Origin of the sequence: Gilliamella bombicola (assembly GCF_900094945.1) — a bacterium.
Taxonomy (GTDB): domain Bacteria; phylum Pseudomonadota; class Gammaproteobacteria; order Enterobacterales; family Orbaceae; genus Gilliamella; species Gilliamella bombicola.
Window position 1 is genome coordinate 273,513 of record NZ_FMAQ01000002.1, and the last position, 17,064, is coordinate 290,576.

General features: G+C 34.7%; 14 protein-coding genes. 6 read left to right on the forward strand and 8 right to left on the reverse strand.

Going from position 1 to position 17,064, the window contains the following annotated elements; all coding sequences use genetic code 11:
* The first annotated feature begins 100 nt into the window (after positions 1–100).
* The 5 genes from mfd (at position 101) to mmuM (ending at position 9,287) form a co-directional block, all read left to right on the forward strand.
* On the forward strand, positions 101–3,559 hold the full coding sequence (mfd, locus tag GA0061081_RS03465; RefSeq protein WP_091347091.1) for a transcription-repair coupling factor: 3,459 nt from the start codon (positions 101–103) through the stop codon (positions 3,557–3,559).
* Positions 3,560–3,595: 36 nt separating this feature from the next.
* A complete protein-coding gene (locus GA0061081_RS03470) occupies positions 3,596–5,101 on the forward strand; it encodes a DUF945 family protein (RefSeq protein WP_091347093.1) in 1,506 nt (501 codons plus the stop codon).
* Between the two features lie 203 nt (positions 5,102–5,304).
* Positions 5,305–6,867, forward strand: a complete 1,563-nt coding sequence (locus GA0061081_RS03475) for a DUF945 family protein (RefSeq protein WP_091347095.1) — start codon at positions 5,305–5,307, stop codon at positions 6,865–6,867.
* Between the two features lie 85 nt (positions 6,868–6,952).
* The gene (gene mmuP, locus GA0061081_RS03480) at positions 6,953–8,356 is read left to right on the forward strand and encodes an S-methylmethionine permease (RefSeq protein WP_091347097.1); all 1,404 of its coding nucleotides are present in this window, start codon (positions 6,953–6,955) and stop codon (positions 8,354–8,356) included.
* Positions 8,346–9,287 (forward strand): homocysteine S-methyltransferase, encoded by a 942-nt coding sequence (gene mmuM / locus GA0061081_RS03485; RefSeq protein WP_091347099.1) that lies wholly within the window; start codon positions 8,346–8,348, stop codon positions 9,285–9,287. Before mmuP ends, mmuM begins: the two co-directional genes overlap by 11 nt.
* Positions 9,288–9,437: 150 nt before the next feature.
* Here mmuM and hxlB read toward each other — a convergent pair whose 3' ends face one another.
* The 7 genes from hxlB to GA0061081_RS03520 form a co-directional block, all read right to left on the reverse strand.
* On the reverse strand, positions 9,438–9,974 hold the full coding sequence (gene hxlB, locus GA0061081_RS03490; protein ID WP_085247948.1) for a 6-phospho-3-hexuloisomerase: 537 nt from the start codon (positions 9,972–9,974) through the stop codon (positions 9,438–9,440).
* Positions 9,975–9,984: 10 nt separating this feature from the next.
* Positions 9,985–10,635, reverse strand: coding sequence for a ribulose-phosphate 3-epimerase (locus tag GA0061081_RS03495; protein ID WP_180214328.1), 651 nt, complete (start codon positions 10,633–10,635; stop codon positions 9,985–9,987).
* A 14-nt stretch (positions 10,636–10,649) separates the two neighbouring features.
* Entirely contained in the window at positions 10,650–11,165 is a 516-nt protein-coding gene (locus GA0061081_RS03500; protein WP_091347102.1) for a YjbQ family protein, read from the reverse strand.
* Between the two features lie 106 nt (positions 11,166–11,271).
* Positions 11,272–11,556 carry a PTS sugar transporter subunit IIB gene (locus GA0061081_RS03505; protein WP_091347103.1) on the reverse strand — a complete coding sequence of 95 codons (285 nt, stop codon included), beginning with the start codon at positions 11,554–11,556 and terminating at the stop codon, positions 11,272–11,274.
* A gap of 13 nt (positions 11,557–11,569) precedes the next feature.
* Positions 11,570–12,907 (reverse strand): PTS galactitol transporter subunit IIC, encoded by a 1,338-nt coding sequence (locus GA0061081_RS03510; protein WP_085247951.1) that lies wholly within the window; start codon positions 12,905–12,907, stop codon positions 11,570–11,572.
* A gap of 29 nt (positions 12,908–12,936) precedes the next feature.
* Positions 12,937–13,392, reverse strand: coding sequence for a PTS sugar transporter subunit IIA (locus GA0061081_RS03515; protein WP_085247952.1), 456 nt, complete (start codon positions 13,390–13,392; stop codon positions 12,937–12,939).
* Positions 13,382–15,358 carry a BglG family transcription antiterminator gene (locus GA0061081_RS03520; RefSeq protein ID WP_091347105.1) on the reverse strand — a complete coding sequence of 659 codons (1,977 nt, stop codon included), beginning with the start codon at positions 15,356–15,358 and terminating at the stop codon, positions 13,382–13,384. The genes GA0061081_RS03515 and GA0061081_RS03520 overlap by 11 nt, the downstream gene beginning before the upstream one ends.
* A 408-nt stretch (positions 15,359–15,766) precedes the next feature.
* Here GA0061081_RS03520 and GA0061081_RS03525 point away from each other — a divergent pair, with 408 nt between their 5' ends.
* The gene (locus GA0061081_RS03525; protein ID WP_091347107.1) at positions 15,767–16,147 is read left to right on the forward strand and encodes a DUF805 domain-containing protein; all 381 of its coding nucleotides are present in this window, start codon (positions 15,767–15,769) and stop codon (positions 16,145–16,147) included.
* 132 nt (positions 16,148–16,279) lie between these two features.
* On the opposite strand, the gene GA0061081_RS03530 is transcribed toward GA0061081_RS03525, so the two are convergent.
* On the reverse strand, positions 16,280–16,894 hold the full coding sequence (locus tag GA0061081_RS03530) for a riboflavin synthase subunit alpha (protein ID WP_091347109.1): 615 nt from the start codon (positions 16,892–16,894) through the stop codon (positions 16,280–16,282).
* Between the last annotated feature and the right edge of the window lie 170 nt (positions 16,895–17,064).

Below are 17,064 nucleotides of genomic sequence, written 5' to 3' on the forward strand. Positions count from 1 at the left end.
GCAAGGTGCTTATCATACAGGATTAAACAGTTATAGAAAACAACCACGTAATTACGTTATAATCTGTTGATAATTTTTCAGCAATATCAACAAATTCATCATGTCAAAAATACAACCTAGTTCAACATTAATTCCTCAAAAATCGGGTGAAGTAAAGCAAATTGGACAACTCATCGGTTCATCGTTGTCACAATTTTGTGCCCAAGTAATAGACGCACACGATGGTTTAGTGGTGATTATTACTGATGATATGCAACAAACCGCCCGCATACATGGAGAGCTTAAGCAGTTTTCGCCGTTTCCTGCTATCTTTTTTCCCGATTGGGAAACGTTACCTTATGATAGTTTTTCACCACATCAAGATATTGTATCAGAACGTTTATCCTGCCTTTATCATCTTGGTCATTTAACCAAAGGTGCTTTGATTTTACCCATCAATACCTTAATGCAAAAAGTCTGCCCTCAAAGCTATTTAGGCGGGCATGTGTTTATGATGAAAAAGGGTCAGCAAATTAGTCGTGAACACTTACGTTTACAACTTGAAAATGCAGGCTATCGCTCAGTCAGCCAAGTCATGGAGCATGGCGAATATGCTACTCGCGGCGAGCTGTTTGACATCTATCCAATGGGCAGTGATAAGCCTTATCGTATCGACTTTTTTGATAACGAAATCGACAGCATACGCACCTTTGATGTTGAAAACCAGCGAACGCTTAACGAAATTGAAGAAATCCAGCTACTACCTGCACATGAATTTCCATTTGATAAAGCATCAATTGAGCTGTTCCGCAGTAAATGGCGTGAACAATTTGAAGTAAGATTAGATGCAGAAAGCATCTATCAACAAGTTAGCAAAAATATTTTGCCAACCGGCATTGAATATTGGCAAGCTCTCTTTTTTAACGAACCATTAACACCACTATTTTCTTATTTTTTAGCAAATACCTTAATTATCAATACCGTTAATATTGAGCAATATGCTAACAAATATTGGCAAGATATTACCCAACGTTATGAAAGCCGTAAAGTCGATCCAATGCGTCCATTGCTTGAGCCTGCAATTATTTGGTCTAAAACTGATGAAATTTTTGCCCATTTCAAAAACTACCCAAGAATAGTAATATCAAATTCGACAATCGTAGAATCGAATAGAAATATTAATTTACCTTATTCTGCATTACCTGAAATCGCCATTCAGATCCAACAAAAAGATCCTTATTGGCAATTTCAACAATTTGCTGATAATTTTTCGGGTAAAATCATCTTTTCGGTTGAGTCTGAAGGACGCAAGGAAGCGTTACAAGAAATTCTTGGCAGAATTCGTATTCATCCAACCACCATCAATCAGCTTGATGAACAAACCAATACGGATAACCGTTTTTGTTTAATGATTGGTACCAGTGAACAAGGCTTTATTGATCAACAAAAAAATTACGCTTTTATTACCGAAAACGAACTATTAGGTCGGCGCATTATTCGTCGTAAAAAAGAAAATAAACAAGCGATTAATACCGACTCACTCATTCGTAGTCTAGCTGAATTAACACCAGGAAAACCCGTTGTACATTTAGAGCACGGTGTGGGTCGTTATGCAGGTCTTACAACGTTAGAAACAGGCGGTATTACGGCAGAATATCTAATTTTGTTGTATGCCAATGATACCAAACTTTATGTTCCCGTTTCGTCATTAAACTTAATAAGTCGTTACTCAGGTGGCGATGAAGAAAACGCCCCACTGAATAAATTAGGCACTGATGCTTGGAGTAAAGCTCGGCAAAAAGCGGCCGAAAAAGTGCGTGATGTCGCAGCGGAGTTACTCGATATCTATGCCGAACGTGAAAGTAAACCCGGATTTCAATTTCAACAAGATCGTGAGCAATATGAACTATTTTGCCAAGGATTCCCTTATCAAGAAACTGATGATCAACAAAATGCCATTGGCGCTGTAATTGGCGACATGTGCTCGCCTTATGCCATGGACCGATTAGTCTGTGGTGATGTGGGGTTTGGTAAAACCGAAGTTGCCATTCGTGCAGCCTTTTTAGCTGTTATTAATCATAAACAAACAGCCGTTTTAGTGCCAACAACTCTACTTGCTGAACAACACTACGAAAGCTTTTGTGATCGTTTCGCCAATTGGCCTATTCGTATAGAGAGCCTGTCTCGCTTCAAAACAGCTAAACAACAAAAAGCCATTATAGAGGCTCTTGGCGAAGGCAAAATTGATATTGTGATTGGTACGCATAAATTGCTACAAGAAGATATCAAATGGAAAGATTTAGGTTTACTAATTGTTGATGAAGAACACCGCTTTGGCGTTCGTCAAAAAGAACGCATTAAAGCAATGCGAGCAAATATCGATATTTTAACGCTAACAGCAACCCCAATTCCACGAACACTAAACATGGCAATGAGTGGTATGCGAGATCTTTCGATTATCGCAACGCCACCTGCTCGACGACTGGCGGTAAAAACCTTTGTTCGAGAATATGATGATCTTGTGATTAGAGAAGCCATTTTGCGTGAAATTTTACGTGGTGGTCAGATTTATTATTTACACAATGACATTTCTGATATCGAAAAAGTCAGCGAAAAACTGGCAGAATTGGTGCCCGAAGCACGCATTACCATTGGTCATGGACAAATGCATGAACGCGACTTAGAGCGTGTGATGAATGACTTTCATCATCAACGCTTTAACATACTTGTTTGTACTACCATTGTTGAAACTGGTATCGACATTCCTAACGCTAATACCATTATTATTGATCGTGCCGATAAATTTGGTTTAGCTCAGTTACATCAACTCAGGGGGCGAGTTGGGCGTTCTTACCATCAAGCCTATGCTTATTTGTTAACGCCACATCCTAAATTACTCACTAAAGATGCTAAAAAGCGCTTAGATGCGATCGCATCCCTTGAAGATTTAGGAGCCGGCTTTGCCCTAGCCACACACGATCTTGAAATTCGGGGTGCAGGCGAGCTATTGGGTAGTGATCAAAGTGGACAAATTGAAACTATTGGCTTTAACCTTTATCTTGAACTGCTTGATGATGCGGTCAAATCATTAAAAGAAGGCAAAGAACCGACACTAGAATCATTACTTAATAGCCAACAAACAGAAGTGGAATTAAGATTGCCGACATTAATTCCTGATGACTTTATTCCCGATGTCAATACACGCTTATCGCTTTATAAACGCATTGCTAGCATTGATGATCTAGACGAGCTAACCGACATTCAAGTGGAAATGCGTGATCGCTTTGGGAAATTACCTGATGCAGTACTATTTTTATTAGAAACCACTAAAATCCGTTATCATGCAAGCCAATTAGGCATTACCAAAATCGAATTTGGCGAAAAAGGTGGTTATATAGAATTCGGCAGTAATAATAAGGTATCAGTCGATTATTTAATTCAAATAATTCAAAAAGAACCAAAAAATTATCGCCTAGAAAGCTCAAATCGATTAAAATTACAAAAATCAGAATTACAACGCAATGAACGTATTGAATATATTAAAAATTTGTTGACTAATTTTGCAGATCATCAAGAATGATAATTTAAAATATAATAAATAACTAAGAGAACAGGAATGAAAAAAACAACACTCGCTATGGGAATCGTTGCCGTATTAGGAGTTTCTTATGTTGGTACGGCATGGTACACAGGTAACATAATTGAAAGAGATATTGACAGCCAATTAGCGTTAATCACCAACAATGTTAACCAAATTCAAGACAAATTTACCTTTAATATTGAAAAGAGCAATTACGACAAAGGAATATTCTCAACTAAACTCCATCTAAAAGTGACATCGTCACAAAATCAATCTTTGGATGAAATTGCTACCCCCCAAAAACTATTTGATGATGATATCACCATCCACCATGGTCCTTTCCCTATTGCAGCCCTTGTCAAAGGTACATTTGTTCCACAAATGGCTTGGTTAGAATACGAAATGACAGAACAAACTAACCAAAGACTTTGGAAATTAGCGGATAATCAGCCATTTATTTCTGGGCATATGGGAATAAGTTATGGTGAATATGTCACTGCTAAATTGACAAGCAAAGCGATAAAATTTATGGATAACGACTTTGATATTGGCAAAGGTTATTTTACCTTTAGTGGCTATATTGATGGTACTGATATGACGGCTAATTTGCAATTAGATAGATTACCTTTTCTATCAGACGACACATACGACTTTAATGTTATCTTTAGTGACTTGAATCTGTCACTAACACCACTTAGCACACTAGATGAGGTAGATTACAAATTAAATATCGGTAATATAAAATACAGTTTTAGCACATATTCAATAGCAGGTTTGGATATTGATAACATTAAATCAACAGGTAAATTTAATTACAAAACCCAAGATATGGATTCGCAAGGCAGTATCGATAAAATGATATTAGAGTCCCCCCCATCATTATATACCCCAAATATCAAGCCATTGGTTTTTAATAATATCACTATGAAGCAAAAAAGTGTCTTAAATAAGGCTTCTAATATAATTGATAATTCGTGTTTTGCTAATATTGATTCGATTATTTATGGTCAACAGAATCTAGGCAATATTCAGACCGATGTCGAGTTTCAAAGTTTGAATAGAGGTTGGTCCAGTAACCTATTTGATATGAATGATATGAATTTAAACGATATCAATCCCAAACAGAATATCAAATTTTCACTCAATAAATTCAATTGGCACACGCCTGCAGGTGATATTGATATTAATATTAACTTAATGTTAGATGTATTTGATATATATGGGATGTCTCTTGTTCAAGATCCTTACGAAAATATTAATGCGATAAAATTCAAGCTTGAAGCACCATTTGACGCATTAGCGCGTCTATCAGCACAAATAGAAAACCCTAACGATAATAACGTAACACCACAACAAATCACAAAAGCCAATCAAATGATACAATTGGCGGCTAACTTACTTAAATCTAAATCCAGCTTTTTAATGTTAAGCAATGGTAAAACTGATGGCTTTTATTTAGACGTGAACTTAGCTAAAGATAGTGACGAAGTTGAAGTGAATGGTAAAACAATGTCAAAAGAAGAATTCTTAGACAATTTATAACTCATCAGTCAATTTATCTAACTAATCTGATCCGCCAGTCATACTGGCGGATATTATTCAGCTACCCTTTCCCCAAAAAATAAATTGATAAAAACCCACCTATTACCCTTAAAGAAACTAAAATAATCAAAAAATTATCGCCTATAAACTGCAAATCAATTAAAATTACTACAATAAAATTCAATAAAAAAAGAGAAGAAACAATGAAGAAAAGTGTAATCGCTATAGGCATTATTGCAATATTAGGATACGTTGGCTCATCTTGGTATACAGGGAACGTAATCAAAAACAACATTGACAAAAAAATAGAACAAATTACACAAAAAATTGACAACGACCAAGATGGGTTTAGCATAACCATTGAATATAGTGATTATCGACAATCAATCTTTTCAACCAACCTACACCTTACTGTAAAGGTAATTCCAAAGAATTTTAGTTGGCTTATTGAAGACACAAAAACACTTTTTAATGACGATATCACCATCCACCATGGCCCATTCCCAATCATTGCCCTTTCAGAAGGGAAATTCACTCCACAGATGGCATGGATAGAATATGCAATGAGCGAAGCACTATCGCCAGAACTTTGGCAACTAGCTGGTAATCAACCATTTATTACAGCTAAGCTCGGTATGAGCTACCAAGAAAATCTCACCATAAAATTAGCCAACAAAGCGCTTAATCTTGTTGATTCAGATTCCAATAATAATTCTGAGATTTTGAGTTTTATTGATGGCTCCTTAGAGGTGTCTGATGGTGATATTAATATTGAAGTCAATAAACATCTTTCCGATTTACATGCCCAAGTGAATATAGATAAATTCATTTATAAAAACTATAAAAATTTCTCAAAACCACAAGTCACCCTACAGAAATTTAATTTATCAGCCTACCCAAATTCAGACAAAACAGGAATACATTATAATATCAATGCCGATAAGATTGCATTAGGCTCTCACAATCACTATATCGAACCGCGAATTACTTTTGATAATCTAAAATATCAAGGCGATATCCTTCATAAAACTGGTGTTATAATCCCAAATCATCATACCGAAATGGGAAAAATGACACTTGAATTTAATACCTCTTCGGAACCCGTTCCAGATGATCAAAAGATCATCATTAACAACCTAATGGTCGATCAAGAAAACATCTTCAACCCAACAAACAATACTGTTGATGGCTTATTAAAAGCCGATGCAGAATCGGTATTACTCGGTTTGCCAAATGTAGGCAGTGTTAGTTTAGATCTTAGTTACCAAAATATTCCTGTCACAATGCTATCTAATAATTTTGATTACACCGACTTTGATGACAAACAAACATCATTAAATTCCCAAATTTCACTAAATAAATTCCATTTTAAAAACACCATAGGTGAAGTTAATGCCAATGCTTTTGTAGCTTTATCAGGAATACGCTCAAGACTGGAACGTTTTATAATCAACATTAACAATATTGATAGCCTTAAACTAAACGTCGATGCACCATTTAACGTATTGGCTTATTTCTCAGCACAGCTCAAAACCCCAAATGAAGAAGCATTAACACCTGAACAAATTGAAAAAGAAAATTTATCAATAAAATCATCAATAGCGGAAAATAATTTTATCAAAATCCCACTATTTACCTTTGAAAAAAATAACATTGAAGGGGTCTATTCTGAGGTGGATTATGCCAAAGATAAACAAGAAGCAACATTAAATGGACAAATATTACCAATACAGGATTTTTTACAAAAAGTTTTTGGAGATAATTAATAACAATTAACAAAAAAGCAGCCCACCCATTTATTGGTGGTATATTAATTTAAACATAATAACAATGAATTGAACAAAACGCCTTATGAATACACAACAATCAATCTCATCAAACAAAAACCAATTCAAACGCACCATGAAAACTCGGCATCTTATTATGCTATCACTTGGTGGCGTTATTGGTACTGGTCTCTTTTTTAACACTGGCTACATTATTGCGACCGCAGGTGCAATTGGCACAATTATCGCATATCTAATTGGTGCATTAGTGGTCTACCTAGTCATGTTATGCCTTGGAGAACTCGCTGTCGCCATACCAGAAACAGGTGCTTTTCATACTTATGCCTCGCGGTTCATTAGCCCTGCAACGGGTTATACTGTTGCTTGGTTATATTGGTTAACTTGGACTGTCGCACTCGGCTCAAGCATTACCGCAGCAGGATTTTGTATGAAGCATTGGTTTCCAAATACACCTATTTGGGTCTGGTGTTCTACTTTCTGTACCGTGATTTTGGCATTAAACATCGTTACCGCACAATTTTTTGCTGAGAGTGAATTTTGGTTTTCGATTATCAAAGTGATCACCATTATCATCTTTATTATTGCTGGTGCAGCAGCTATTTTTGGCTTTGTCCCAATGAAAAACGACATCCCTGCGCCCTTTTTACACAATATTACCGATAATGGTTGGTTTCCTAATGGTGTTACCCCAATTATTATGACGATGGTATCGGTCAATTTTGCCTTTTCAGGCACGGAACTTATTGGTATTGCCGCTGGTGAAACAAAAGAACCAGAAAAGACCATTCCGTTAGCAATAAAAACCACAATTCTAAGACTTATCATCTTCTTTATTGGCACCGTTTTTGTCTTAGCAGCCTTATTGCCAATGGATCAAGCTGGCGTTATCGAAAGTCCCTTTGTTACCGTTTTTGAAAATATCGGCTTACCTTATGCTGCCGATTGTCTTAATTTTGTGATTTTAACCGCCATTTTGTCAGCTGCAAATTCGGGGCTTTATGCTTCTGGACGCATGTTGTGGTCGCTTTCCAACCAAGGTACATTACCAAAATGCTTCAGCAAACTTAATAAGACAGGCGTTCCAGCCTTTGCTATTTCCATCAGTATGTTAGGTGGCTTATTGGCATTACTCACAAGCATTATTGCGCCTAACACGGTTTTTGTTGCCTTGACAGCTATTTCAGGATTTGCCGTGGTGGCCGTTTGGCTAAGTATTTGCGCTTCACACTTCTTTTTTAGAAAAAGTTTAACTCGTGAGGAGCAAGAAAATCTAAAATATAAAGCCCCATTTTACCCACTTGTACCTATTTTAGGCTTTATTTTATGTTTAATTGCTTGTATTGGACTCGCATTCGATCCAGAACAACGTATTGCACTTTATTGTGGCATTCCTTTTGTGGTTGTCTGCTTTATTGCCCACCACTTTACCCAAGCTCATCAAAAGCGAGTGGCAAAAAATGAAAAATAATAATCCAATTGGTACACTGTTAAAGCAAAAAAAATACATCATTATTGATGGCGCACTAGCCAGCGAGCTACAACGTCGTGGTTGTGATCTTAACGACAGTTTATGGTCAGCAAAAGTATTAATCGAAAGGCCAGAACTGATCCGCCAAGTCCATTATGACTATTTTAAAGCTGGTGCTGATTGTGCGATTACCGCTAGCTATCAAGCTACACCATTGGGGTTTGCTAAAAAAGGGATTACACTAGAGCAATCCATCAAGCTAATAAAAACAAGCGTCGAGCTTGCCAAGCAAGCAAAGAGTCAATACCTAGATGAAACAAAACAAAATAAAACACTACTAATTGCTGGTTCAGTTGGTCCTTATGGTGCTTATCTTGCAAATGGTTCAGAATATACTGGTGATTATCAACTTTCTGAATCAGAATTTATCGATTTTCACTATAACCGCATCAAAGCATTGGTTGACGCAGAAGTCGATCTGCTGGCTTGCGAAACACTGCCCTCTTTTGCTGAGATCAAAGCACTTACAAAGCTTCTGAAAGAATTTCCAACTGTAACAAGCTGGTTTTCGCTAACATTAAAAGATCCCAATCATCTTAGCGATGGCACCCCATTATCTTTGGTCATTGAGCATCTTAATCACTGTCAACAAGTAGTTAGTATTGGTGTTAACTGCATTGCGCTAGAAAATGTCACTGCAGCGTTAGAATCGTTACAAAAACTTACACAAAAACCGCTGATTGTCTATCCCAACTCTGGTGAACAATACGATCCAACCACCAAACAATGGCACAAAAATCATCACCACAGTTGCACCTTCACAAACCAATTACCCATCTGGATAAAACTAGGCGCAACATTAATTGGTGGCTGCTGTCAAACAACGCCAAACGATATTAACGAAATTGCAACGTTATTAAAAGGTAGCTAAATCACTTAATATTTGGGCGTAATAATTTATGATGTTCAACCTATCACATTCAAAAACGCCCAAAAACCAATAACAAAAATGCAATAAAAATCGGTCAGGAAAGGTATTGATTTTATTCAATTTTTTGTCGACATTTAAAGTGCAAAAAAATCACTCAATATTCGCATGCCGACACTTCATTATCTCTGGGGTCTGTTGTAAGCTTTCCATTAAACTATAAATAACACTGTCATAAGTTAGTAATGAGAGTTGCTCAAATGTGCTACCCATTGGTTGGCTTAACTTATCAACTCTTATAGGAATAATAACTATATTATCGGCTAATTTTGCCAAGGTCGAGGTGCCGTTTGTTGTGAATAATATGACTTTGACGCCCAAGTCTTTTGCCTGCTGTGCGTAGGCAATTAAACTTTTGGTTTCGCCTGAATTAGATCCTAAAATTAGCAAATCACCTTTATTGGCTTTGGGTTTACTAACTTCGGTAATTAAGCTGACCTTTAAACCTAAATGCATTAACCGATTGGCAAATGCACTTATCATTAACCCTGAACGCCCTGTTCCCGCTAAAAATAGATGGTTTGCACCAATAATCGCATTTTTAAATTCGTGTAATTGTGCTTCGTTGATTGTGTCTATTTGTGCCGCTATTTCAGTTAATATATTACTTAATATTGTTTTTATGCTCATTGCACTTTCCTTAATTAGTTGCCACTTTTAATTTTTCAATATTGTTTGCAATATCATTATTTTTAAAGATAAACCCACCCGAAACAATATTATTAGCTCCGGCTTTTAAGCATAGTGATAGGGTTTTATCAGTAATATTTCCGTCGACTTGAATATCATAAGAGTAATTATTTTTTTGCCGTTCTAAACTCAGTTGTTCAATTTTTTGTAATGTGAAAGGCAAAAAGGTTTCGTTTTTTTGTCCGGGATTAACGGTCATAACAAGGACAAGATCAACAAGCGGCAATAGCATTTTAATGTGTTCAACCGGTGTGCTTGGGTTGATTGCCAAACCGACTTTTATATTATTGTTTTTTATTTTATTGATGATAAACGAATGATGAACCGTTGCCTCATAGTGAAAAGTGATAATATCGGGTTTAGCTTCAATAAAATCGAAAATTGATAATTCAGGTTTTTCAATCATTAGGTGGCAATCTAAAATAAAATGGGTATGCGATTTCAAATTTGATACAAAACCAGTATTAAAACCTAAATTTGGGACATAGTGATTATCCATTACATCAATATGTAAATGCGTAATGCCTAGTGATTCAAGCGTATCTAACGTTTCTTTGATCAGGTAAAGATCTGAATTAAACAATGATGGAGACAAAATCATAATTATCACCTTTATTAACAGCCCATCAACATAAAATTAACATTGCGGGTTCTTTCTCGTAATGAATCCCAGTCAACAAAATAAATTCGCCCAAGTTCGCCCATAAGAGGCTTGCCATTCTTGATGATTAATACCAATGAAAAACTACCAAATAGCGATGATTTGATATGAGCATCGGTATTAAGCATTACCCATTTTTTAGCAGGATAATTGGGATCATTTAGACTTAAACCAAACTCAATATGCTTTGGTCCAGGGCTATTGTATTGATTTTCGCTAGTCATTTTAGGAACAATCTGCTCTAACACATTATTAATATCAACATGCAAATATTCGTCACCAAAAAAATTGGTGTCGTGCATACATTCATCAAAAAAAAGTGAACATGTCGTATGCGTTGTGGCGATGGTCAGTTGACCATTTTGGATATTTGATTGTGCAATAAATTGGTTTAATTCATTAGTAATATCGTGATAAGAGTGTCGACCAGATACCGTTTCAATTTTTATGGCGTGGTGATAAATGTTCATATTGGTATTATTCCTTGTTTATATGCCCCATTTACTTGTTTGCCGTTGGGCTAAATAGCAATGTAAATGGGGCTTAGTTTTATACACCTTATTTAATTTGATAATGCTAGATGGCTAAACGCTTTTTTAGTTCAGCAAAAAATTCGTTTAAACCAACGCCAGTCAACAAAGCTAAACCATTTATAACTTTACCCTTAATTGATTCTGGTACGATGGTAGTGCTAATAACTACGTCATATGTGTCTATTTTATTTAACTCATCGGCTATTTTTGATTGATAGATTTTGACACTTTCTGTTAATTTTTCATCATTTAGCCATTTAGTCACTTTACTAACAGCAATAGTTGATGTTGCATGCCCTGCACCACACATAATGAGTAATTTTTTCATAATCATGTTCCTTTTAGTACATTTCGATTTTTTTGATTTTATTGATATAAATTAGCGAGCATAAAATCACTAGAGCTAAACCTATCAATCCGATATAACCAAGATAGTTTAATAACAACACAAATAAGGTGACTGGCCATAAACCACATAAAATAACTGTGACAATGCCCGCAGTGCCCACATCATAGTTAGCTAAATGAAATACATCGGTAATAACCGGCGCTAGCCAAGTTGCCATATATAGGCAAATCACTAAATAAATTGTGCCCCCAATAATTGATCGAACAATATTTCCTTTAAAAAACGGAACCATCAAACAGATACCAAAAGCGTAGAAGGCTAAATCACCAAAAGGTAACACTTTATTACCCGGCAAGATTAAGGCTAATAGGAGTGAAACCGGAACCATAATTAATGCCGTTGCCATAACAGCGGGATGTCCAACCGTTAATGCCGCATCCATACCAATATTAACTTGCTTGCCATTAAGTTTTTTACTGGTGAATTCTCGAGCAGCTTCAGCAACCGGTAGTAAACCTTCCATAAACATGGCAACCATTTTGGGCATTATTTTCATAATTGCCGCAGTTGAAATTGCTAGCTTACCGATTTGCGGAACATCATAACCAGCTAAAATTCCCACAACTAAACCAATAATTAAACCAATAACGACCGTATCACCAAAAATACCGAACCTTTTGGTTAAAGTTTCTGAATCGGCATTTAATTGATTAAATCCAGGAATACGATCAAAGATCCAATTTAAAGGAATTGCCACAACAGCGCCCGACAAGGCCATTAAGTGAGTAATTGAAATACCTGGATAGCCAAAAAATGAACTTATCGGTTTTTGTAATAAGTCGGCTAAGAACCATTGCAACATAACAGCCGTGATACATCCAATAATCCCTACCCAATAAAATCCCGTTACTGAATAAGCCACTAGTCCTAAGAATATCGCAAACCAAAAATTCCAAATATCAACATTTAAAGTGCGCGTCCAACCGAGTGAAATAAAGATAAAGTTAATTATCAACGAAATAGGAATAAGCAGTAATCCTAACGTAGTTGAAAACGCCAACGGTCCACCTACTCCACACCCAATATCCATGATGCTTAATGATGTTCCGTATTGTTCCCCCATTTTTTGAATTGCAACACCTAAAGTGTCAGACAATAACGTGATCACTAAACCTAAACCGACTATACCAATACCGACAGTAATACCGGCCATAATCGCTTTGGAAAACGGCACTCTAAAAAATAAGGCGATAATAAAGATAATGATAGGTAAAAATACTACCCCTCCTAAATTTATTAGCCATTGAAAAATGTTAATCACACTATCCATTTTAGGACTCCTTTATAAAAGTTAACTTTCTATTTCACACCAGCTACATTTAAAATAGCGATAAATTCGTTAATTGAATGACATTGTTCCAATAATTTTATTTGTTGTTCATTTTGAAATAAGCCTATTAAGTTTTGTAAATTTTCAACTTGTTCATGAGGTTGTTTCATGGCAAGCATAAAAATAAATTTGACGGGAATTTTTTCGTTTTCATCAGTCATACATCTAAAAATGACTGGCTGTTTTAATGATGCAAAACAAATTTGTGATTGATTAACTCTTGATGAATCCGTATGTGGCAAAGCAAACCCAACAGAATTAACCAATAAACCAGTTGGATATTGTTGTTCTCTTTGTAAAATACCGTCTAAAAAATCTTGTTTAACTATCCCATTGCTAAATAACATTTGTGCCATCTGCGTGAGAACTTGTTCTTGATTTAATGCCTCGATATTTAAAAGGCATAGCTGTTTATCAAAGTACATTTTTGATTCCTCTTTGATTATCCAAAAATAATTTTAGTTGTTTAAAGCTGGTGATATTTTTTAATGCTGATATAGCATGCTTGTTCGAAACAATTTCGTAAATTTCAGTAAATACTTCATTGATACTATTAATGTTTTTTTCAGAAAGGCTAACCATAATAATCACGCTAACATCAATAACACCCCATTTGATGGGTTTGCGTAAGGTCATAATGGATATACTAGATTTAGTCACAAACATCGGTGAGCCATGAGGTAAAGCGATACCATTTTCGATAGCCGTGTCGCCTATTTCTTCGCGCTGTAAAACAGAATCGCGGTAGTGAGAAGTGACATAACCTTTATCTTCAAGACGATGTATTAATTTGTTAAGACATTCATTTTTATTATCAATATTGACATTTAATTGAATAAGGTCAGGATCAACAAATTTTGCCATGGATGGATAACAATTCTGTTTTTCAGAAAAATCAGATTGTTTATTTAAGACATAATTGGCATATGCCTGAATAATATTTTGGTAGTCATTAGTATTTAGCAGTGAAGATATTTTAACAACTGGCTTATTCAGATTATTGATATCAAGTGTAGTAATAAATAAATCAACATTACTAAGATTGGTCGATGTCAATTTTGAAATCGAATAAACCTCAATATTATCTTTAGATGGTAATATTTTTCGAACTTTATTAAGAATTAGATTTGATGAACAGCAACCATATTGGCAAACAATCACAATATTATTAGCATCAGCAGCTTTATCTAACGCAATTTGAAAATGAATCAATAAAAATGAGATTTCGTGATCGTTTAAACAAATATCAAATTTACGTTCTAAATCAGAAAGTGCATACCACAATACACTAAATAATTTTGAATATTCGTGTTTTATTTCTTTTAATATCGGATTAATAATACGTATTTGTTTTTGCAAACGGGTAATCATGGGTGGAAAGTGAGATAACAATGAATGGAACAATTTGCTATCTTTCGATAAATCGATTCCTTCAATTTCGCCAATTTTTCTTATAATCTTGCGGATGATTTGTTCATAAAAACTATCATCAACTTTTACCGATTCATCGATAATTCGATGTGCAAAAAACAACTTACTGAGATATTTAATATCATTCGTTGAAAACTCAATGTTAAACGTAACCTCAAGCAGTTGAGCAAGATCGGATGCAATCAAATACGATTGCATATAACGGATATGGTTAAATAAAAAATCATCTTCTTCATCGATGGTATAACCTAGCGTTAACCGTTTTAATTGTATTGCTATCGATATCAATAATGATAATAAATAATATTCAGAGGATCGCTGAACGATTGATTCGTAATGTTCAAATAATAATTGGCTAATTTGCTCAAAAGAATCATCATCCATCAATGACCTCATGAGTTGATTAAGATAATAACTGTCTTGTTTATGAATATATAACAATAAAAAATGCTTAATTGCGCGTTGAATTTGGTTTTCTTTACCCTCTACAACAATGGTTTTATGCGTGACATTTAGTAAGACATTTTCAGATGCTAATGAACGGTTAATAAACTCAATATCTTTATGTAGCGATGTTTTACTTACAATATAATCATCAGAGAGCTGCTCTAATGAGACATTTTCTTGATTTAATAAACAACGTTTTACAATATCTAATCGACGATATTCCGGTGTTAATCGACGTGAGTTTTTATTAAAATAGCCATGACTATTGTTTTGCTCTAAATAACCAATGACCGAATCAATACAGCCTTTATTTCCCTTCAGTATTAAGCCTTTGCGGGGGGATTTTTCGATATAAATATCGCTATTTGGGACGGTTAATAGCTGATCATTTAATTTCTCAATGTCAAAATAAATGGTTTTGGTCGAAATGGATAACTTTAAACTAAAATAGGCTGCTGGTCTAAATTCAGACTCTTTAAAAAGTAGTTTCAGTAACTCTATTTGTCTTTCCATTACCAAACTCCTTTTTCATGTTTTGTCGCAATACATTTATAACTCTATGCTTTAAAGTATAATTAGTTAAATAAATAAGACGATGACATTTTTTTCCAGATTAATCTGGAATTAGATGTAATTGAAGAAAACGGGAAAAAGAATATGTTGAAATAATAATGATAAAAGATGGCGTATTTATTGGGATTTTTTCTATGATGTTTTAGTTGGTTTAGGATTTAATCACGACAAAATTTTGTAATGCAGTCATAGCATTTTAAAATAGCTAAAATCTAACTACATAAAAACATTTCATAAAAATCGGATAGCATTTTTCTTAAATTAATCAATTTTGTCAATATAAAGAATTTGAAATAAAGCTTAATTTATTATATTGTTGCGAATCTTTTAATAAATAAGGAGTATTAAGTGTTAAGTAAAGCAATTAATTCATGGCTTGATGGCTATAAAAAAATATTTTGTTATAAAGGACGTTCAACTCGTAGTGAATTTGGATTTTTTCTTCTTATCCAATTTATAGTAATGTACCTCTCTTTTTCATTGCTATTCAATCTGGACAATATATTACCATCAGCTTTACTAGGGCTCTGTGTAATGTTGATTTTTATCACCACTTTTCTTGCAACATTGTCTTACAATGTTAGACGATTACATGATATAGGTCAAAGTGGTCTGTGGTGCTTTGTTTATCTTCTCTGTTCAGGAGCTATAATAATTGCATGTTTAATAATAAAACCAACTCCAGGTGAAAACCAATACGGACCTAACCCAAGAACATTGTCAAAATAACAAAATATCCCTTCACCTCACAAGGTGGAGGGATTGCAGTTTTATCTATATTCAATTCCTCGTTCTTAACTATTTTAAACCCTTTATTCTAGGTTTTAAAATAAGTCTCAGCTTGGCATTTTAATGATTTAATTAATGCAAATTTTTTGTTGCTAATACTCGCTCAACGGTATCAACAATCGCTTGAGTTTGTGAGTCGATTTCGATATTAACTTTATCTCCAACTTTTTTAGCGTCTAATGTAGTAATTGCAAGTGTTTCGGGGATTAGATGAATATGAAAGCAATTATCGCTAACTTCGCCAACTGTCAAGCTAGCGCCATCGATGCCAATAAAGCCTTTGTATAATACATATTTGCTAAATTGTGGTGGTAACTGTAACGTCATTTGGCAATTGGTTGCAGTTTTTTCAATATTAACAATCGTTGCTGTGCAAGAAATATGACCAGACATAATATGCCCACCAACTTCATCGCCATATTTAGCACTACGTTCAATATTGACAAAATCTTGGATTTTTTTATCACCTAATGTAGTTAATGCTAAGGTTTCTTGCATAATATCAAACGACACCCAATCTTGCCCAAAACCTGTCACTGTCAAACAACAACCATCATTGGCAACAGATGCACCAATTTCAAGGTGATACATTAATTTATTGGGTAATTTGACTTTATACGTCCTTAATTTATCTTTATCTACAATATCAATAATCTGACCAACGCCTTGCACAATACCCGTAAACATATATATACCTCAATTATTCTTAATATTGAATATTCTATCGTAATCTGATTAGAATTTCCTATTTCTATTTTCTACTGGTATGATCGTTTTATATATTTATTGATCAATTACTATTAATATCGATAACAAATTCTTATCTCACTTTTATAAAGTAACTTTCTATTTCAGTG